Here is a 17,168-nt window from a genome sequence, read left to right as displayed (position 1 = left end):
CATTCCTACTTCCTGCGCCTGCGCGGCTCGGGGATATCTTCCGGAGTTGCCACGTTAGCGTCGCCTTCATGCCATCGCTCAACAGCATCGCCGTCTACCAATTCGATGTACTTTTCGAGGACAAGCCCAGCAGTGGACGAGCCAAAATCCTCACGCTCGTCGCCGATAACCAGATCAACGGCGTGGATGCCGTCCGCCCCATAGGCGAACGGCCGAACCACTTTATATGCCATTACGCGGGCGGATTAGCCGAAGGCTTGCTGCGCGCATTGCCAAGCAGCCAAACGCCAGCGACACACGCGTTGCCGGTATTGTTGGCCGGAGTGATCGTCACGCGGACGTACCGCTTGCTGCCGACATACCCGATCTTGAACACCTTGTCGTCGTCAGCGAAAGTGAAGCTGGCAAGGGCCTCTGTGCCGAGCAGGGAAGTATCGGCAACAGCCGCAGCGTCGGAAAGGTTGGCCGCGTCGCCGTCTTCAACCAGAACTGTGAAGGTAGCGTCAGCATCAGCGAGCGAACCGGTCAGGATAAGAAACTCAACCGAACCGTAGCCAGCGGTGTCGACGATCTGCGAAACAATCGCAGTGTTGTCAGTCTGCGCAGCCGCGACGGGCGAAATGCCACGCTTCGGCGCAATGTTATTGTGAAGGTCTTTCGTAGCCATTTAGGCATACTCCTTTTCAGAATGGGGATGGGCGGCCACAAAGGACCGCCCGCCAATGGCCAAGGTTAGACCGAGCACTTCAGCTTGCGGATGGCTTCCGCCAGAGTGACCTGGCCGCCAATACGCTTGCGGAAGATGAAGCGGACGTTGCCGCCAGTTGCCTGCGTGTACGGGTCGCGGAGCATCGACATCTGGATACGGTCAACCAGCGTGTACGCCTTGGAGAAGTCGCCATAGGCAACCGGGTAAAGGCCCGCGCCTTCGGACGGCATGTCCGGCACCTCAACGTAAGGGTCGCCGTCGATGGTGTTCGGCTTTCCGAGCGCAATACCAGGCATCCAGATGTAGTTTTTCTGACCATCCTTCAAGCGGCGAACTGAGCCGAGCGTATTGCGGTTCAGAGCCCATGTCGCGTTGCGGGTGTAAGCGGTCTTGACGCCAAACTTGAGCGACAGCAGGCCGTTGGCCTGGCCATCAGCATCAGCGATCGTCGCGGCGGTACCAGAGTTGGTTTCAGCAACGCCCGCAGCGGTCATCCAGCCTTCCGGCTTGCCAATGCTGCTGCCCGAAACAACCGCGGCGCCCTCAGCAACCGCAAACTGCTCGGTCGCTTCGGAGCTGATTTCGGCTTCCATGCTGAACGCCGAATCCTCGAGGTTCTGCTCACTGATATCGATCAGGGCATACATCTCATGGGTCGGGATTTCCCACATGCCATAGCGCAGGCCGTCCGTTTCAGATCGGCCACCCTGCTCCGCAACCCATACGGCGGAGAACTGACCAGTGCGCTTCGGGATCTGGATGGCTTTGGCAGCGGTCGAGCGCACACGGACCAGCGAGCGAACCGGGCTGATTTCCGTCACACTCTTGATGATCTCGCGAACGTACTCCATCGGGGCCAGATAGCCGCCGGTCGTATCGTTACCGACCGACAGCGCCTTGTATTCGGCCTCCACCTCCCTGAACAGCTTCTGCTGCTCGGCGGTCAAGGAAACACCCTGCGTGTGAGCGAACACAACGCCGCGCGCCCACGACTCGTGGCGCTTCTTCATCTCAGCGACCTTGTCGACCGAGGCACCACCACGAAGCTCAAGTTTGGCGAGCTTCTCTTCGATCTCGTCAACGTGCTTCTTTTCGTTGTCGGCTGCCTTCTTGGCCTCCAGAAGAGCGGCGGTCGCCTTCTGGTTTTCGCCTTCGAACTTGTCGAGGGCGGCGTTAATGCGGTCCAGTTTGTCGGTCAGAACGACGTCGGCCGTTCCAAGCTTCTTGATCTCAGCCTGGATATTGTCGTTGGCGGCCTTGAATTCCTCAAAAGCCTCCATCACCTGCTCTGCAGCGGGTTTGGTCATGTTTGCATTCCTTTTCGGGATATTTAGCTAGACGGCCTTAGCCATCGCGCGGAGTTTTGCGGCGAGGTCGCTCAGCGCCCTCTCTGTCCGCACTTCGGCCGCGGCTTCATCGTCCCGATGATCCGAATTCGGCTCTACTTCGTCGCGAAGCAGCATGCTTTTGAAGACCGCAACAGCCCTCACACTGTCGGCCCGCGACAAGCCTGCCTCTCGCAGACCGTCTTCGATAGCTCGCGGGTTGAATTCATTCTTGACGCTCATAACGCGCGCCTTGCTGTTGGCCGGGAATGTCACCAGGCTAACCTCTAGCAAGTCGACAGCGGTCAGCGTGCGGCGCGGTTCTTCCGGCTTGCTGCGCATCGTCCATTCGGTGGCGCGAAAGCCGATCGACAGGCCGCTATAAGCTGGCCGCGGCGTCATCTTGAGGAGTTGGTATGCCTCCTTGCCCCTTTCCGTGTTGGCAAGCTTGCCTTCGACGTAGAGGCCGATGTCGTCCTCGCGCATCTCAGTCCAGACGCCTATAGGAGTTGCGTCCTCGCCAAACATGCCGCCGTGCTGCGACAGCATCGCAGGCCAAACGCTGCTCTTTTTTGCGTCGGCAAGCGTCTTTTTGAACGCGCCCTTAGCAATCACGTCGCCGTAAGAGTCGACATTGCCAAACACCGCTCCGTAGCCGGAAAAAGTCATATCGCCATCGGCGCCATCGAGTTTAACCTCGCCTAGCGACACAGCCATGTGTTCAATCATCATTGATTGTTGTCCTTCGTCGGCTTCCCGCCATTGTCGCCACCTACGGGCGCCACATTGGTTGGCTTCGGCAGGTTTGCCGCATCACCGCCCTTGGGGTTTAATCCCTCCTTGGCGCGCACTTCGTCTTGCGTCATCCATGCTGGCGTTCCGCCAGCACCAAGGGCCTTAGTGAAGTACTCAGAGCGGTCCTTTGTTGCTCCGCGCTCGAGCGCCCACAGGTCGAATTTGGCGCAGTAGCCTTCCTGGGTGTCGTCGCCGAGCAAATCGCAGTCGATGGACGCCTCAATTCTCTCGCACCACGGCAAAAGCGTATGCTTTATGTGCGCATCGAAGAACGCTTCGGCGCTCGCGAACGTCGCCGTTTTGTCAGAGTATCCGACCATCTGCGGAAACACCTTGAACGCGCGGCAAATCTCTTCGATTTGGAACTTTCGCGTCTCAAGATGCTGCGCATCGACGCCGGTCATTGACCGCGGCGACCACTCAAGGCCGGAATCGATGACGAGCGGCTTGTGCTTGTTGGCTCCGCCTACTTGTGCGGCAATCCACGCCTGAAGCTGCTTGTATTTCTCTGGATCAATCTTCTGATCGCTGGAGAGAACTCCCGACATTTGCATGCCGTTGGCGTGAAGTTCGCCCTGCGTGCTCTCGGTCGCCATCGCAAGGCCAATCGCCTCACGGGCACGCTTTGTGGCATCCATTCCGAGCCACGTATTCCACGACGGGCCGCGAACATGCCACACAAGCTGTTGCGGAACGGTCATTGTCTGACCGTTCGCGCCCGTAATCGTGTAAGTCAGCGAGTAATCGCCATTTCTGACGATCGAGACGTTTCCCGGCTCAAGGGGGATAAGCCCTTTTACCTTGCCGCGGACTAGGATCTTGAAGAAAAAAGCATTGCCGGTCAGCATGAGATGAAAAATCATCGTCTCACGCATGCCAAAACTTGTCTGCCAGTCGTTCGGCTTACGGAAAAGTACCTGGTAAAGCGGATGATCAGGCGCTGCAACGCTACCGTTGCCGTCATTTGTCTGGCGCATAACGTGCAACGGCACCTGCGCGATACCGTCAGATACCGCACGGACGCACGCAAGCACGGTCGTAACGTCTAAAGCAGTGTCCCAATTTACCGTAGTGCCGGCTTTGGAAACTCTGCTCGCAAACCAGGTATCAAATTCCTCAGAATATGACACCTTCTTGGCCTCTCGACCGAAAAGCCTAGCCCAAATGCCCATGCGGCAATTCTCGCTTCTAAGAAAATCGCCGCGGTATCGGCTTAGATTGGTGGCGGTTCGGCCGCGTAGTCGACGTTAGGATCCAAAGTCTCCCAGAACGACGGACCGCTATCGGCTTCGACGTGCGTGCCAGCCATGGCGGTCGCCATCGCGAGCGCCACAGCGCCGTCAATGCGGCCTCGAGACTTCTGTTTGTCGAGTTTTCTATTGCCGGAAGGATCCGGGCGCACAGTCGCATTCATCATGCACATTGTCAGAACCGGATGCCCGCCGTGTGCCATCTTCCTGTTGAGCAAAATGCTCTCAAGATCGCGCAAGGCCGGCGACATCGACGCATAGCCCTGGCCGAACGGTTCAAAAACCGCGTTGTCGCCCTCAAGATGCTCTTCCGCAAAGCCAGCAGCCAAGAGCCAAGGCTTTAGGTGCCGCCAGTTCCAGCGGTCGAAGGCAATCTTGCGGACGTCCAGTGCATCGAACAGGTCGCGGAGATGCGCAGCCACGAACTCATAGTCGACGGTAGGGCCTGGCGTCGCCTCGAGAAACTCGCCCTGCCAAACGTCGTACGGCACTCGATCGGCCTTGGCGCGCTCACGCAGGCTATCGCTCGGCAGCCAAAATGTCGGCTTCACGTGCCAAATGCCGTCATGTGGAGCCATCAGCACCAGCGCCGTCAAGTCCGACACTTCCGACAAGTCCAGCCCGCCAAACACCGGCAAGCCTTTGAAGTCGTCAACAACCGGAGAATCGCATGCGCGCCAAATAGCTGGCGTCACAAACGGCGCAGAGGCATCAATGCGCTGATTCAGGAATAGCCAACGAAAGCTAGCTTCCTTCGTCGGCATGCGGGACGCGAGGAGCGAAAAGTCCTCGACATCCTTGACTGAGCGGAACACGCCCAACGCGGGATTGGCCGCGGCCCACGCTTCACGATCCGTAAGTTCGCAGTCCGCCGGCGCCGTGTAGATGTGCGAGACAATTCGCGGATCCTTCGACGTCGCCGCGTCGTCAATCCATCGGCTGAAAAGGTCGTTGTCCGTTGCCGCCTGCGTCGAAATCGCAAACAACATCGCGCGGCCTTCGTAGGCACCCTGCGACGTTTCAATCGCCTCAACGAAATCGTCGGTCGGCCCTTTGATCTGACCAACTTCGTCCAGAATTGCCAAGATTGGCGAGCCGCCGTGCGCGCTCTTCGCCTCTGCCGAACTAGCTTGGTATTCGACGTTCCGCGCCAGTCCTACAATCATCTTGCTGGACGGAACGATGCGCGCGAGCTTCGAAAGCTCGGGCGACATTATGATCATTTTTGCAGCGTAGTTGAAAACTTCAGCCGCCTGTTTGCGCGACCGTGCGCCGGAAACAATGCGACCGTTCTGGTAAGCCTCAGGCCCCACGATATGTGCCAGGAGAAGGCAGGCAATCAAGCCAGTTTTGCCGTTCTTTCTGGCGATTGACAGGTAGGCGCGAGACGTGCCGTGCGGATTGTCGTAGACGTCCAGAATGAACTTGCGCTGGAACGGAAGCAGGTTGACCGGCTTGCCGAGTAGCGTTCCCTCTGGCACGAGGCAGAATCGCTGAATGAAGGCAATAACCCGCTCGCCGCGCGTTAGCGCTTTGCCCTTCTTTGGATTCTTGGCCATGCGCTTTCGATGCTATTCTGGCCGCGCCAGAAGATCGTCCTCTAGAGGGTTGTTGCCCTCGATTTCCTTCGTGGCTGCGCGCCGCTTGGCGACGTCTCTAGCCTCGCCCGCTTGCGCGCGCGCGTGAAGCGACAGCGATCTACGGAACGACAGGATCGAGCTCGCGTGCATTTGTACGATCGACTTGCGCGGGTTGGCTACCGGCGTGCCCTTCTCGGAGTGCGCCACGCCACCTTCGTCGCGCAGGAGCTTTTGTTCGCGCGTCAGGTCGGCCATTGTCCTGGCCAGCATCGCTGCAATTTCAAGCTGGTGCGCCGACCACTCCGACCTTGCGTACTCGGCGATCACGTTGTAGAAAAATGGCATGTCTTCCGCGTCTAGCGGAACGTTTGCAGGCGGCTTTACCTTCGAAGCAGCCTTGCCCATAACGCGCACAGCCTCAGCCGCGCTATCAATTCGCGCTTTGCGCTTCGCCATGCCACTACCCTATGGAAAAACCTGTATTAGCACTAACGCTAGCGGGGCACGCCGGTAGGCGGCAGAATCGCCCCAAAGGCGCGCATACCCCCTGCCAGTGATGTCTGATGCATCATGATTGATGTCTAGCACATCAATATTGATGTTTTGTACATCATCGCTCAATGGGATAGCCATCGACGCCGTAGGTGACCACGGTCTTGCCGTGGTCCTCCATCTGCCCGCGGCTCGAATGGCACGGCTTGCAGGTTGAAACGAATGGACCGGCAAAGAACTTAACGACGTCGCCTTTGTGACCGCCGTCTGCGTGGTGCACCTCGGTCGCCGGCTCAACTATCTCCTGCTCTAGGCACCACTCGCACAGCGGCTGCTGTGCGAGCTTGACCTCACGAAGGCGTTTCCATCTGGCCGTTGAATAAAGCTTCCTGTATTCGGTGGCCTCAGCCGATCGGCTATCGCGCCGCAATGCGTCGTGCGTCGTAGGCATTGAGGTGATACCAAACCCACGCACGCATCACCCAGTCATCAAACCACTGCCGAACCTTGTCGAGGAGCCTCCCGATCCGATCAGGCAGCATAGGCTAGCGCTTCCTCTGGAAACACGTCGCTCATCACGTCGCCGTCGATCTTGATCCAGTGCACCGTTATGTCGCCGCACTCATCGCAGACACCGGTAACAACCATGTCTGGGCCACCAACGATAAGGTTGACGATATCGCCAACCTCGAATGCGTCATCGGTCTCGGGGATGGGCGTAGCATTAAACCAAGGGCTAGATGCGTTCATGTGTATCCTCCTAATGTGACGGCTTAGATCTTGGTGAAGTCGAGGTAGAACGTGTCGCCAACCTTGAACTTGCCGAGAAGAGCGGGATTGGCGATCGTCAGTGACAGCGCGCCCATTGGACTAAACCGCGCGAACTGTTGATCCTCGTCGCTGCCGTCGTCCGGGTAAGCGCCGTCCTTGGATGGGAAGTGGAACGTCAGCGATTCCTGCGTTGCAGGGCCGGCGGTTGGGCAACCGGTGATATTGGTGATGCGAACTTTTGCGACCATGTCGGCCATTGTATTCTCCTCTTTAGTCAAGCTGGAGCCGCCGACAGGATTTGAACCCATATCTGGTCGCTTACAACGCGTCCGCGTTACCGTTACGCTACAGCGGCAAAATGGGCGCTTATCATGGCGCCCTTCTTTATATTATCTATCGCCCACAGCGGCTGAAGATTTGATAGAGACCATGCGCGCTTAAAGTCGACGTCATTTGGCGTTTCATAGTCAAAAGCGGCTAGCGGAATCTTATGATCCACATGCCACTCGCCATAGTTATTCCAATTCATTCCATCCGCAAACTTTGCTTCCAGATGGTCTTTAAGTTCATCAATGGTGTAATCAAGCAGGTCAAAAACCCTTTTCCCGCCTTTCATATCCCTTGATATTGTACCGTTAACAGCCCGCCTTATGTTGTGCTCAAGACGTCCCTTTGCGGTGCTTGTCCTCTTTTGATTTGCCCTCTTCATTTGCTGAAGATGCATATCCTTATTATTCATCCTCCACGCGTAAACGGCGCCAAGAAACTTATCTGGATTTTCGCGTCTATATCTCGCTTTGCGTTCATTCTCGCACGATTGGCAGCGAGAACCGTATCCTGATTTTGTCTTGCTATCTTTGCAGAAAAGCTCCAACGGCTTTTCCTCCAAGCAAGCCTTGCAGGTCTTCATAATCAAAATATGCGCTCCAATAAAACTTGCACCACGCTTCGCGCAACGCGCTGGTCCGGTGCCAACCTATCGGGGCGTCGCCCACGGGTATTAGATTGCGCTTTTAGGCGCTTTTGCGCGGTATGTGATCAAGCGTCGCCATGGCATTAGCAGCATTACAGGCGGCTTGGGAGAAGCGCATCGCATCCTCCGACTTCTCCGACTTGCCAGCCTTTGCAATCATGCCTTCGACATACTTCTTCGTTTCGCTCATTGGGTTCTAACTCCAAGGAATAATCGACGCTTGGTTGATTCTATTCGGCGGTGCGTCGATACGACCGCAGAAACTGAATTGGTGCCTCGCTCAACCACGGCCAGACGCTAGGCGACCAGCAACAGGAGCGAGGCAGAAACGCCACAACGCTGCGGGAGGAGGACGCGCGGAGTGGCGATGGGACGACACGCATGGGTAACTTACCATTGGCCCATCGCCCGTGCCGTAGTCGTTGCAGCCGGCTCCCATACGGTGGGCCTTTGGCTATCCACAGAGCTATTACGCCAGCGTGGTGCTGCAATAGTTACGCCCGGTTCAGAGGCGGCACCGAACTGCCGCATGACCAAGCGCCCGATGCTATGTTGCATGCGGAAGGTGTGGGGATGTCAAAAACATCCCTTCACTTGTCCACACCACAGGATCGGAAAAAGCGGCACTAGGCAGCGGATTTTTTAAGTGCGGCAACCAAATTATCATTCGCCGCCTGCAGCTTACGGCGCCCTTGCCTTTCACGCGTGCGCCTATGACCGCCATCGCCAAGATCGGCCAGACTCCTGGCTGTAAGCGCCCCATCCAACACCTTGGTATCCGCGTCAGAAAGCATGGCTATTGTCGCCTCCCAGACCTCTCGGTTTGCGATATGCGCAGATACGTCCTGCCAGGCCACCGACCCGCTTTCGCCTTGCTTGCCCTTCTGCATGCCAAGGAAGCTTTCGGCTACTCGCTGGCTGCCGCATGGCAAGCCCTTCCGATAGCGCTTCACAGGCGGCAGCACTGGCGTGTTAGCGTAGGCCTCCGCAAGCATTGTGCGGGCTTCCGCGGCCGAATACGAGCGCCCGTAGCGGCGCCCGGTTCCCTTGACGTACCGTGGTTCGATTGCGCCGAGCATTTGGGCGAAATACAGATTGCTCTGCTCAATGTAGGCGTTGCTGACGCCATTACCGCCGAGCATGCGCTCTTGCTGTTCCTCCGTGCGCAGCATGGCGCCAACGGGCATTTCTAAATCTTTGATGACCAACTTGCCGTCCAGCCCTTTTGCAAAACCTTTCTCGGTTTGCGTACCGTCGCTGAAGCGCAGCCTTCCGATGCGGACCACGACCCGATGCCGCTTTCCGTTATCGTCTGTAGCGAAACCGTACTCCACATCGCGGCCACACGGGTATAGCTCGCACTCATGCTTTCCCTTGGCCTTGCTCACGTCAGCGACTGGAACTGGACGACAGTCGACTTCCGCGGACTCGCGCAAAATCTTTGAGATCGTTGGTCTGATCGCCAATCGCCTCTCCACGTGCGTGTTTGCGATTTCCTCTGGATTGGCGTTGTCGTTGGCGGGAACGATCGTCCAGTTGGTGCGGGCAGTCTCAACTGGTGCATCGATGTCGGTACGGTTGCGATAAGCCAGCAGCGCTGAAAGCTGATCGGCCAAAGATCCTTTTTTCAATGTCTGCTCCTGCCGTAAAAATGATCGAGTGCTGCTTTGCCTTTGAGGTTGGCCGCCAATTTGAAAGTGCCGTCACCGATTGGTTGCCACGACAACATTTTGCGTTGTTCGAGGCTGCGCCGAGTGCGATCAGTCAGGGCGGCCGACCAGTGTTGCGAAAAGCCTCGCCGGAGAAAGTCGGCCTGGTTTTTCGTCACCCGCAGTTGCGAGTGGCTCCATGTCTGGACCTGGCTTTGGCTTTCTGTTCTTGCGCACCGTTTGGTCTGCATTTCTGTGTCCCCGAAAATGTACGATTGGCATTGCATTGGTCCCACTACATAAAAAAGGACCTAGGCGATGTCGGTAAGGGAACCGCGAAAAAGAAATACGCGATGGCCGGTGGCGGCCCCGATCGCTTAGCAGGTTGTATGAGAATTCGCTAAATTACTTGCAAAAGTGCAAAAGCTCGAAGTGGTTCACTTTGGCGCTGCAAAAGTGTGCAAAAGTCCTATAGGCACTTTTGCACTTTTGCACTGTTTTGCGGATTTTACTTTTGCGCCACTTTTGCGCTACTTTTGCACTTACTTTTGCAGTATCACAGGTTGTGGGCATATGCGCAGGTTGTATCGCTAGGCTGCATCTGCAACGTCAGCGGCGCTCCGAACAAAGGTGGCGGACATGCGGGTGACTGGGTCTTTTTCGTTGACCTGCTCAAGGACGCCCTCCTTAAGAAGCGCTTTCAAAATTGCGCCGGCTTGCTTGCGGTTAGCTTTGTCGCTTGCGTCGGCGCCCATGACATAAGCCACGGCAAGCCCGGCCCACTCCCGAGAATTCGGCGCAGCCTTGTAGCTTCCGCTGTCGAGCGTCACCTTAAGGCTCCTCAGTTGTTCCGGTGACAAACCCTCAGCAATCTTCTCGCTTGACGGCCAGTCCCACGGGACAACAACGCCGATTTCGTCACCGTTGATGAACGCCAGGTTGCCTTTGCCATTGCCTAGCTTTACCGACTGGAAACGGCGCCAGTCGGACTTGCCGGTGCGTTTTGCCAGGTTGGCCTTTCCGAAATCAACGCGGAAATAGCCCATCCTGTCATGCTGCGGCACGGCAGCCTCAGTGGCCTCTGCGTCTGTCATCTGGTTGATGGTGCGCACCGATCGGCACTTGTCCTTCAGTGCGCCGGCGCCGCGCCCACTGTCTGCTGTAATTTCCATGTTGTTCTTTGTGACATGGTGTATCAGTTCAATCGCGCAACCGGCTTGCTCTGCTATCAGTACCCATTGAGTTGCGACGCGCTGAATCTTGCTATTGTCGTTTTCCTCCACTTCATGCGTCGAGACGAACGGGTCCACGATCGCAACGTCAATCCGGTTGCGGCGAACCTCTTCCTTGAAGGCGTCGACGGTTGGGACGCAAACTCGCGTTTTCTTGCCGTCCTCAGTCATGACGACGAAGCTTTGCTGGCGCCCACTGTCGGTAAACAGCCTCTCGCCAATCTGGTCGGGCCGAATGTTGTAGTGCTTGATTGCACCGGCAAAGCGTCGCTCGATTTCGACTGGGTCATCCTCGGCGTTGATGTACCAAACCCGGAGCGGTGCCTGCGGTGCACCGCCAAGTAGCGGTCGGCCGGTGCACATGCTCAAGGCTTCACTTACGGCAAGCGCCGATTTGCCGCCACCGCCGGCGCCGAATGTGGCCGTCAGGTATTTGCGGACATAGTGACGCCCGTACAGGAATTCGCGCCGCGGAATGAGCGACGGGTCGCGATAGACAAACGGCGATGCAACGAGGATCCGCTTTTCCGGTGTCGCGTCGGATATCTCCGTTTTATGTATGCTGTCCAAAGTTTGTGCGCCATTTTCGGACAAAGGTTCTTCGGCCCGCTGCTTCGCAGCGTGGTTCGCTACCAACCGTGCCACGCCCACAGGGTTAGGTAAGTTGCTATCAGCGCTGCGTTCCGGCACCTGGCGAGGAAGGCGCAAACCAGCCTCGATACCGCGCCGGATCTTCGCGCGGATTTCCTTTTCGCCGTCTTTGGCCAAGACGCCATTGGCGACAGCAGCGCTATATAGGTCAGCCTCAGCCTGTCCGCGATCGAGAGCTCCGCCCGCTATAAATTGGCCGAGTTTGAAGGCTGTCCGGTTCACTAGTTCGCCGCGACCAGGCGCTTGCTTTCGGGCTAGCATTTCGAGCTCGTCGTTTACCGCGGCCGCAACCCAAGCGGGGTTGTCGCCTGCCGCTACCAGCCGGCCTGACCACTCAGCGGACGACTTCTCGAATGGCTTGGGAAGGACCAAGGACAAGAGCCATTCCGGAGCGTTAGCGAACTCGGGTAACCCCTCGCCATCGTGGTCAACCCATTCATAGCTGCGACCGTCCGCCATGACGCTACCCGGCCCGATGACGTAGCCGCCGTCGCCCCGGCAATCGAGAGCCGCGCCCAGCCCGCCACGGTTGCGGACGCCTTCAACGTGTTTCCAAAAATAATGCCTACCGCCGTTGGCAGTGGACACCATGGCCGTTACAGGCAATTCGCCGTGGATTTCCTCGAGCGCCCTCAGCGTCTCGAAGCCATTTACGATCGTCCCGTCAGGGAGGTGTTTAACGTCAACATCTAACACCCAAGCGCCAAGTTTCTCGCCGGTCGGCACGCCGATCAGGGCATTCGGGTAGCGCTCGCCGAACCAGGTTCGGATAATGTGATCATTCTTCGTGGCGCCCTTCAGGCCATCGTGAGTAAGCGGCGACTTCTCGGGCCTTGTCGTTATCTCCCCGGTCGAAGGGTCGAATGAATCCTCGTCGGCGGGTCGGCATGGAAAAATCGGGATTCCGAGGCTTTGATAATGCAGCGCTAGGTCAAGTGCGGCGGGTTGCTCATTCATTCAGTCACTCCAGTATGCCTATAGCACTGCGTGTGGGCGACAGATTGCCTCCGTCGCCCATCTTCGTCGGCCCTATGCTGCGCGGGGTGAGAATGCTTCGATGCCTGTGCGAAGGTACATATCCATCGCGGCGTCTGCCTCCTCTCCCTCAGCTTGCTCGGCGGCGTATGCACTGGCTGCAGCGAATGCCTTGCGATCCGCGTCGAGGCAGGCCGATGCAAATTCCAATGAGGCGAAATCGTCCGGGGAAATGCCGTTATTTTTCATCGCAAAAACGCGCCCTGGAAACGCGTCAATGTCCAATACCATGTGCACGCCCAGCGCCCGTGCAAAGCTCGCGTAGCGCCGACCCTGGCCGCCTAGGTCAGTGATAAAATTCAGTGTGGTGACAGTTTCTGGGTCTCGAATGGACGAGACGGCAACACGAAAGAAAAAAACGCCGTCCAGGCGATGCGAACTGACATCGACACCCCGCACACGGTGGGCGGCGAAATTGAAGGTGGGCTTTTGCAAGGTGTTCTCCTCCCGCAGGGTGCGGGTGTGTGGCTGTTCTGGGATTTGGGTGATGGTTTGGTACTTAGGCTGCGCGGGCTGCGATGCGCTGATCGATCCACGCCTCGACCTCGGATCGGACATATGCGATGCGCCTTTCACCAAGACGCACAGGCTTTGGAAATTCTCCAGCTTCCGCCATAAGCGTCAGAAGCGGACGGGAAAGGCTCGTGGCGATGGCCGCATCCTTCGGCGCCATTAATCGCGGTGCGTTGTCATTCGCGGCAGGGTGCACTTTTTTCTCCTGATTGGGTTGACACGGAATTCGAAATAGGATTATAAAGATTGACTGCTTGATTATTATTTGCGCAAAGCGTTTACGCAATCGTGACAGCTACCGCTTTACCATATTAAAGTCAATATGGAAAATGCGGTCTATTGCGCTTTTGCGCAGTACTCTGCCCAGTCCGTCATCATCTCGCGCCGTTTATCCAGCGCCGTCCCGCGGCGGTAGGCGGCCTCGGTCTTGTCCTTGATGACGTGCGCCAGGGCCGCCTCGGCGACCTCGCGCGGATGGTCAGTACAGTCACCGCACCAATCGCGAAACGAGCTTCGCAGCCCATGTAAGGTGGCCGCTTTGCCTGGCGATGCCTCGCGCATTGCCTTGACGACGATCATTTCGGAAATATGGGTCTCGGCCTTGCGGCTCGCGAACACGAATTGATTCGTGGCAACTTGCTTCTGTGTCTGCAGAATCGTCATGGCGCGCTCGCTCAGCGGGATAACATGATCGCGCTTTGCCTTCATGCGAGCCTTCGGAATCGTCCATGTTCGTTCGGCAAGGTCGAACTCGTCCCAAACCGCACCGCGAGCCTCGCCCGCGCGGACAGCGGTTAGTGCGATAAGTTCTACAACGCGAGCGGCGGCAGTGTTGGCCTCGCGCAGCGCCTTCATCAGCGCCGGAATTTGTTTGTAGGGCAGGGCCGCGTGATGCTTTCCGGATGCGGCAGGCCGTGGAAGCACCTTGTCCAGCAGGCCGGTCCAACGCGCCGGATTGCCAGCCGTGCGCCAGCCATGGGCGCTTGCGTAGTCAAAGACGCTCTCCACGCGAGCACGCAGCCTACTGGCGGTTTCTGGCTGCGTCGTCCACAGCGCCAGCAGGCATTCCTTGACGTCGCCCAAAACGATTTCGCCAACCGGCATGTTGTGGAGATGTGTGGCCTGCTCTCGGAGGCTCACCTCCCACTCACGAGCGGTCTTTCCTCCTGTCCATTCAGGACGCTTTGCGTCGATTAGCGCATTGGCGACTTGGATGAAGGTTTTCGGTTTGTGAGTGCGGGCAGCCCGAGGATCCTCGCCGCGGGCTAGTTGCTGCCGTATTGTTTCCGCCTTCTCCCGTGCCAACGCCAGGCTGACTGGTGCCGTACCACGTCCGTAGCCGCCGAGACCAAGCTCCTCACGCTTGACGCCGCGCCGGTATATAAATAGCCAATTTTTCGATCCGCCTTTTTGGACGCGAATCCACAAGCCGTCGCCGTCACCATATAGACCGGGATCGGTGAGGCCTTTAAGTTTGCTCTCGGATAGCTTGTTTCTTGCCACTTTGGATGCTCTTTGCCACAACCGTTATCATAACGATATCTGCGTAAATACGGCTATTGTGGCAAGAAACAAGCGATTTTTGCCGAGTTTTCGTCAAAAACGTCCGCTTGGCCGGGACGAGCCCGGCCATTTCCTCGATTGCAGAACCGAATTACGGCTGGATCGGCGCGTATTTGCCGTCATGCCACTGGTTGATGTCATAGCTGGCGTTCTTCAGGTCGCCCTTCTCGTCGAAGATGACGTCGCCGACGACGGTGCTGATCGGCTTGCCATTCTTGAGCGCCTCGGCGACCTTGGCCGGATCGTCGGTGCCGGCGCGCTTGACGCCTTCGGCGACGGCCTGGATCACGGCGTAGGAGAACAGCGTGAAGCCTTCCGGCGTGAAGCCGCCGGCCTTGATCTTGGCCACAGCGTCCTTGGCTTCGGGCTTCGACTGCGGGTCCGACGGGAAGACGAACATGGTGCCTTCACCGGCCGGGCCGGCGACCTGCCAGAATTCCGGCGAGGCGATCGAGTCCGGCATGATCAGCTGGAACTTGACGTTCTGCTCGGCCGCCTGGCGCAGGATCAAGCCCGCCTCCGGGTGATAGCCGCCGAAATAGACGACGTCGGCCTTGAGCTCCTTCAGCTTGGTGACGAGGGCCGAATAGTCCTTTTCGCCGGCATTGATGCCTTCGTAGTCGACTTCCTTGAGGCCGCCGGCATTCATCGTCGCCTTCACCGCATCGGCCACGCCCTGGCCGTAGGCGCTCTTGTCGTGCAGCACGACGACATTCTTGCCGGCGTATTTCTTGGCGATCCACGGGCCGATGAAGGCGCCCTGGGCGTCGTCACGCGTGTAGAGGCGCATGATGGTCGGCCAGCCGGACTTGGCGGCGGCGTCGGTCAGCACCGGGTTGGACGAGGCCGGGCTCATCATCAGCGTGCCGGCTTCGGCATAGACGGCCGAGGCCGGAATGCTGGAACCCGAGCAGGCATGGCCGTCGACGAACTTGACGCCGTTGGCGACGATGCGGTTGGCGACCGAAACCGCCTGCTTCGGATCGCACTGGTCGTCCTCGATGTCGAGCTTGATCTGGGAGCCGTTGACACCGCCGGCCGCGTTGATGGCGGCGGCAGCGGCCTGCGCGCCCTGCTTGAACTGGTCACCGATGGTGGCGAGCTGACCGGTCATCGGGCCAACCACCGAAATGGTGATGTCGTCGGCGAAGGCAACCGGTGCGCTCATCATCAGGCCAAATGCGGCCGCGCTCAAAATACCCAATTTTTTCATGGCTATAGAACTCCTCCACTTATGCGCGGCGGCTTGGCCGCGCCTCTTCCACAGAGCCGGGACAATTTCACCCTTCGCCGAAACTGTCGAGAGGACAGCGAGGCCGGTTTTGGTTCATTCCGGCGAGGATTTCTTGGGCCAAGCGCGTGATTACCAAGCGTAATGCAAAAAGCCGCGCCGACCTTGTTTCGGTCGGTCACGGCTTTTGCAGTCGAGCTCCCCAGACGCCCCCGCGCCTGAAAACCCGCTCGCTTCCCTGTTATTTCGCGCAACTTGGCCCGGTTTGGCCCGTTGCGTTCTTGCTCTTGGAAACCGGCCGTCTTGTCGCGACCTTATCCTCTGTGGACTTCCAGGCCTGAGGCCGGGACGATCAGTGCATCGTCATCCATTCGCGCGCTTCGCGCAGCGCCTTGGCGATCTCGATCTTCGACATAGTGGCCGACAGCTCCGAGCGCAGCTCGGCGGCGCGGGTCGAGCCCTTGATTGCGGCGATGTTGAACCATTTGTGGGCGGCGACGACGTCGGTGTCGCAATCACGGCCGGTCGCATACATCATGCCCAGTTCGAAAAGAATGTCGGCCTGGGCAGTTGCCCCCATGGCGCCGAAGCCGTCTTCAAGCATTTCAAAACGTGCCATTTCAATCCCCTGTCTGGCTCCCGAGAGCTGCCTCCTTTTCCCTTGGTGTCCCTCGGGGCGGGCCGCTCTTTCGATGCTTTCGAGAATGACGGCTGGGCTTGAATCCGTCGTTAAATGGCTTGCTTAATTTGAGGAAAACAAAGCTAAAACAAGACGTAAACGCGGAAATTCATTAAGCATGGGAATCCAGCGTTTCAGCCATTTTGCGTCAAATTCGATGAAAATTGACGGGAGCGGAATCAAGACTTCGCTAACCACGGAAACCGAAGCGTTTTTCGCGCCGCGTTTATTTTCCGCCATCCGCGCGGCGAAAATCCTTACAGCCTTCCGCCGCGGCACCGCTTTTGTTTTGGCGGTAGCTGGACTAGCTTTACCTTTGCGTAAGGGACTGGAAGGCGGACCGGAGCCCGCCGCATGCCTATTGAGAGGAGGACAAGATGTTTCGAAAGATGAGCCTGGCCCTCGCGGCCACCATGATCATGGCCGGCGCTGCGCTGGCAGACCCGATCGAAGGCAACTGGAAGACACAAGCCGGCGACACCGCGGCGATCGGCGGCAGTGGCTCCTTCTCCATCACACTCACGACCGGCAAATATGCCGGCAAGACGATCGGTTCGCTGAAGGCGACTGGTGACAACAAATATGCCGGCAGCATCACCGACCCGGCGAACGACAAGACCTATTCCGGCAAGGCGACGCTCTCGGGCACCTCGCTGAAGATGAGCGGCTGTGTGCTCGGCGGCCTGATCTGCAAGAGCCAGACCTGGCACAAGCTCTGAT

The 17,168-nt window shown here is 58.0% G+C and carries 21 protein-coding genes and 1 tRNA gene; 2 read left to right on the top strand and 20 right to left on the bottom strand.

The genetic code is table 11. The features are described 5' to 3' along the window. Positions 1-5: 5 nt before the first annotated feature. From EN869_RS03065 to EN869_RS03005, 14 genes are all read right to left on the bottom strand, one after another. The gene (locus tag EN869_RS03065; protein WP_128334371.1) at positions 6-233 is read right to left on the bottom strand and encodes a hypothetical protein; all 228 of its coding nucleotides are present in this window, start codon (positions 231-233) and stop codon (positions 6-8) included. Beyond that, the gene (locus tag EN869_RS03060) at positions 233-667 is read right to left on the bottom strand and encodes a hypothetical protein (RefSeq protein WP_128334372.1); all 435 of its coding nucleotides are present in this window, start codon (positions 665-667) and stop codon (positions 233-235) included. Before EN869_RS03060 ends, EN869_RS03065 begins: the two co-directional genes overlap by 1 nt. 65 nt (positions 668-732) lie before the next feature. Next, on the bottom strand, positions 733-2,016 hold the full coding sequence (locus tag EN869_RS03055) for a phage major capsid protein (RefSeq protein WP_128334373.1): 1,284 nt from the start codon (positions 2,014-2,016) through the stop codon (positions 733-735). A gap of 27 nt (positions 2,017-2,043) precedes the next feature. Next, on the bottom strand, positions 2,044-2,766 hold the full coding sequence (locus EN869_RS03050) for an HK97 family phage prohead protease (protein ID WP_128334374.1): 723 nt from the start codon (positions 2,764-2,766) through the stop codon (positions 2,044-2,046). Continuing rightward, positions 2,763-4,001, bottom strand: a complete 1,239-nt coding sequence (locus EN869_RS03045) for a phage portal protein (protein ID WP_128334375.1) — start codon at positions 3,999-4,001, stop codon at positions 2,763-2,765. Before EN869_RS03045 ends, EN869_RS03050 begins: the two co-directional genes overlap by 4 nt. 41 nt (positions 4,002-4,042) lie before the next feature. Next, positions 4,043-5,638, bottom strand: a complete 1,596-nt coding sequence (locus EN869_RS03040) for a terminase TerL endonuclease subunit (protein WP_128334376.1) — start codon at positions 5,636-5,638, stop codon at positions 4,043-4,045. Between the two features lie 12 nt (positions 5,639-5,650). Next, a complete protein-coding gene (locus tag EN869_RS03035; RefSeq protein WP_128334377.1) occupies positions 5,651-6,115 on the bottom strand; it encodes a terminase small subunit in 465 nt (154 codons plus the stop codon). Positions 6,116-6,269: 154 nt separating this feature from the next. Further along, positions 6,270-6,602 carry an HNH endonuclease gene (locus EN869_RS03030; RefSeq protein ID WP_128334378.1) on the bottom strand — a complete coding sequence of 111 codons (333 nt, stop codon included), beginning with the start codon at positions 6,600-6,602 and terminating at the stop codon, positions 6,270-6,272. 80 nt (positions 6,603-6,682) lie between these two features. Further along, a complete protein-coding gene (locus tag EN869_RS03025) occupies positions 6,683-6,901 on the bottom strand; it encodes a DUF2158 domain-containing protein (protein ID WP_128334379.1) in 219 nt (72 codons plus the stop codon). Positions 6,902-6,924: 23 nt separating this feature from the next. Next, positions 6,925-7,179 (bottom strand): hypothetical protein, encoded by a 255-nt coding sequence (locus tag EN869_RS03020; RefSeq protein ID WP_128334380.1) that lies wholly within the window; start codon positions 7,177-7,179, stop codon positions 6,925-6,927. Positions 7,180-7,202: 23 nt separating this feature from the next. Next, positions 7,203-7,277, bottom strand: a tRNA-Thr gene (locus EN869_RS03015). Beyond that, the gene (locus EN869_RS03010; protein ID WP_128334381.1) at positions 7,263-7,838 is read right to left on the bottom strand and encodes a hypothetical protein; all 576 of its coding nucleotides are present in this window, start codon (positions 7,836-7,838) and stop codon (positions 7,263-7,265) included. Before EN869_RS03010 ends, EN869_RS03015 begins: the two co-directional genes overlap by 15 nt. Before the next feature lie 97 nt (positions 7,839-7,935). Beyond that, positions 7,936-8,085 (bottom strand): hypothetical protein, encoded by a 150-nt coding sequence (locus EN869_RS34280; protein ID WP_189384619.1) that lies wholly within the window; start codon positions 8,083-8,085, stop codon positions 7,936-7,938. A 436-nt stretch (positions 8,086-8,521) separates the two neighbouring features. Further along, positions 8,522-9,526, bottom strand: coding sequence for a hypothetical protein (locus EN869_RS03005; RefSeq protein ID WP_128334382.1), 1,005 nt, complete (start codon positions 9,524-9,526; stop codon positions 8,522-8,524). Here EN869_RS03005 and EN869_RS03000 point away from each other — a divergent pair. Continuing rightward, a complete protein-coding gene (locus tag EN869_RS03000; RefSeq protein ID WP_128334383.1) occupies positions 9,526-9,948 on the top strand; it encodes a hypothetical protein in 423 nt (140 codons plus the stop codon). The two genes, EN869_RS03005 and EN869_RS03000, sit on opposite strands and share 1 nt — an antisense overlap. Before the next feature lie 186 nt (positions 9,949-10,134). On the opposite strand, the gene EN869_RS02995 is transcribed toward EN869_RS03000, so the two are convergent. From EN869_RS02995 to EN869_RS02970, 6 genes are all read right to left on the bottom strand, one after another. Further along, positions 10,135-12,384 carry an AAA family ATPase gene (locus tag EN869_RS02995; protein ID WP_128334384.1) on the bottom strand — a complete coding sequence of 750 codons (2,250 nt, stop codon included), beginning with the start codon at positions 12,382-12,384 and terminating at the stop codon, positions 10,135-10,137. A 72-nt stretch (positions 12,385-12,456) separates the two neighbouring features. Then, entirely contained in the window at positions 12,457-12,897 is a 441-nt protein-coding gene (locus EN869_RS02990) for a hypothetical protein (protein WP_128334385.1), read from the bottom strand. Positions 12,898-12,961: 64 nt separating this feature from the next. Beyond that, positions 12,962-13,135, bottom strand: coding sequence for an AlpA family phage regulatory protein (locus tag EN869_RS02985; RefSeq protein WP_128334391.1), 174 nt, complete (start codon positions 13,133-13,135; stop codon positions 12,962-12,964). A 176-nt stretch (positions 13,136-13,311) separates the two neighbouring features. Further along, entirely contained in the window at positions 13,312-14,478 is a 1,167-nt protein-coding gene (locus tag EN869_RS02980) for a site-specific integrase (protein WP_128334386.1), read from the bottom strand. Between the two features lie 151 nt (positions 14,479-14,629). Further along, positions 14,630-15,751 carry an ABC transporter substrate-binding protein gene (locus EN869_RS02975; RefSeq protein WP_127228552.1) on the bottom strand — a complete coding sequence of 374 codons (1,122 nt, stop codon included), beginning with the start codon at positions 15,749-15,751 and terminating at the stop codon, positions 14,630-14,632. 370 nt (positions 15,752-16,121) lie between these two features. Continuing rightward, complete coding sequence (locus EN869_RS02970; protein WP_127228553.1) at positions 16,122-16,388, bottom strand: sel1 repeat family protein; 267 nt, start codon at positions 16,386-16,388, stop codon at positions 16,122-16,124. A 437-nt stretch (positions 16,389-16,825) separates the two neighbouring features. On the opposite strand from EN869_RS02970, the gene EN869_RS02965 reads away from it, so the two are divergent. After that, positions 16,826-17,167, top strand: a complete 342-nt coding sequence (locus tag EN869_RS02965) for a DUF2147 domain-containing protein (protein ID WP_127228554.1) — start codon at positions 16,826-16,828, stop codon at positions 17,165-17,167. Position 17,168 lies beyond the last annotated feature (1 nt).

The organism is Mesorhizobium sp. M2D.F.Ca.ET.226.01.1.1, from assembly GCF_004022705.2.
Classification (GTDB): domain Bacteria; phylum Pseudomonadota; class Alphaproteobacteria; order Rhizobiales; family Rhizobiaceae; genus Mesorhizobium.
The sequence above is the reverse complement of the archived record's forward strand: the minus strand, read 5'-3'. Positions and strand labels throughout refer to the sequence as shown.

Coding starts and splice junctions, on each gene's coding strand:
- EN869_RS03065 (WP_128334371.1), bottom strand. CDS start 233: ATGGCATATAAAGTGGTTCGGCCGTTCGCCTATGGGGCGGACGGCATC.
- EN869_RS03060 (WP_128334372.1), bottom strand. CDS start 667: ATGGCTACGAAAGACCTTCACAATAACATTGCGCCGAAGCGTGGCATT.
- EN869_RS03055 (WP_128334373.1), bottom strand. CDS start 2,016: ATGACCAAACCCGCTGCAGAGCAGGTGATGGAGGCTTTTGAGGAATTC.
- EN869_RS03050 (WP_128334374.1), bottom strand. CDS start 2,766: ATGATGATTGAACACATGGCTGTGTCGCTAGGCGAGGTTAAACTCGAT.
- EN869_RS03045 (WP_128334375.1), bottom strand. CDS start 4,001: ATGGGCATTTGGGCTAGGCTTTTCGGTCGAGAGGCCAAGAAGGTGTCA.
- EN869_RS03040 (WP_128334376.1), bottom strand. CDS start 5,638: ATGGCCAAGAATCCAAAGAAGGGCAAAGCGCTAACGCGCGGCGAGCGG.
- EN869_RS03035 (WP_128334377.1), bottom strand. CDS start 6,115: ATGGCGAAGCGCAAAGCGCGAATTGATAGCGCGGCTGAGGCTGTGCGC.
- EN869_RS03030 (WP_128334378.1), bottom strand. CDS start 6,602: ATGCCTACGACGCACGACGCATTGCGGCGCGATAGCCGATCGGCTGAG.
- EN869_RS03025 (WP_128334379.1), bottom strand. CDS start 6,901: ATGAACGCATCTAGCCCTTGGTTTAATGCTACGCCCATCCCCGAGACC.
- EN869_RS03020 (WP_128334380.1), bottom strand. CDS start 7,179: ATGGCCGACATGGTCGCAAAAGTTCGCATCACCAATATCACCGGTTGC.
- EN869_RS34280 (WP_189384619.1), bottom strand. CDS start 8,085: ATGAGCGAAACGAAGAAGTATGTCGAAGGCATGATTGCAAAGGCTGGC.
- EN869_RS03000 (WP_128334383.1), top strand. CDS start 9,526: ATGTCTGCTCCTGCCGTAAAAATGATCGAGTGCTGCTTTGCCTTTGAG.
- EN869_RS02995 (WP_128334384.1), bottom strand. CDS start 12,384: ATGAATGAGCAACCCGCCGCACTTGACCTAGCGCTGCATTATCAAAGC.
- EN869_RS02985 (WP_128334391.1), bottom strand. CDS start 13,135: ATGGCGCCGAAGGATGCGGCCATCGCCACGAGCCTTTCCCGTCCGCTT.
- EN869_RS02975 (WP_127228552.1), bottom strand. CDS start 15,751: ATGAAAAAATTGGGTATTTTGAGCGCGGCCGCATTTGGCCTGATGATG.
- EN869_RS02970 (WP_127228553.1), bottom strand. CDS start 16,388: ATGGCACGTTTTGAAATGCTTGAAGACGGCTTCGGCGCCATGGGGGCA.
- EN869_RS02965 (WP_127228554.1), top strand. CDS start 16,826: ATGTTTCGAAAGATGAGCCTGGCCCTCGCGGCCACCATGATCATGGCC.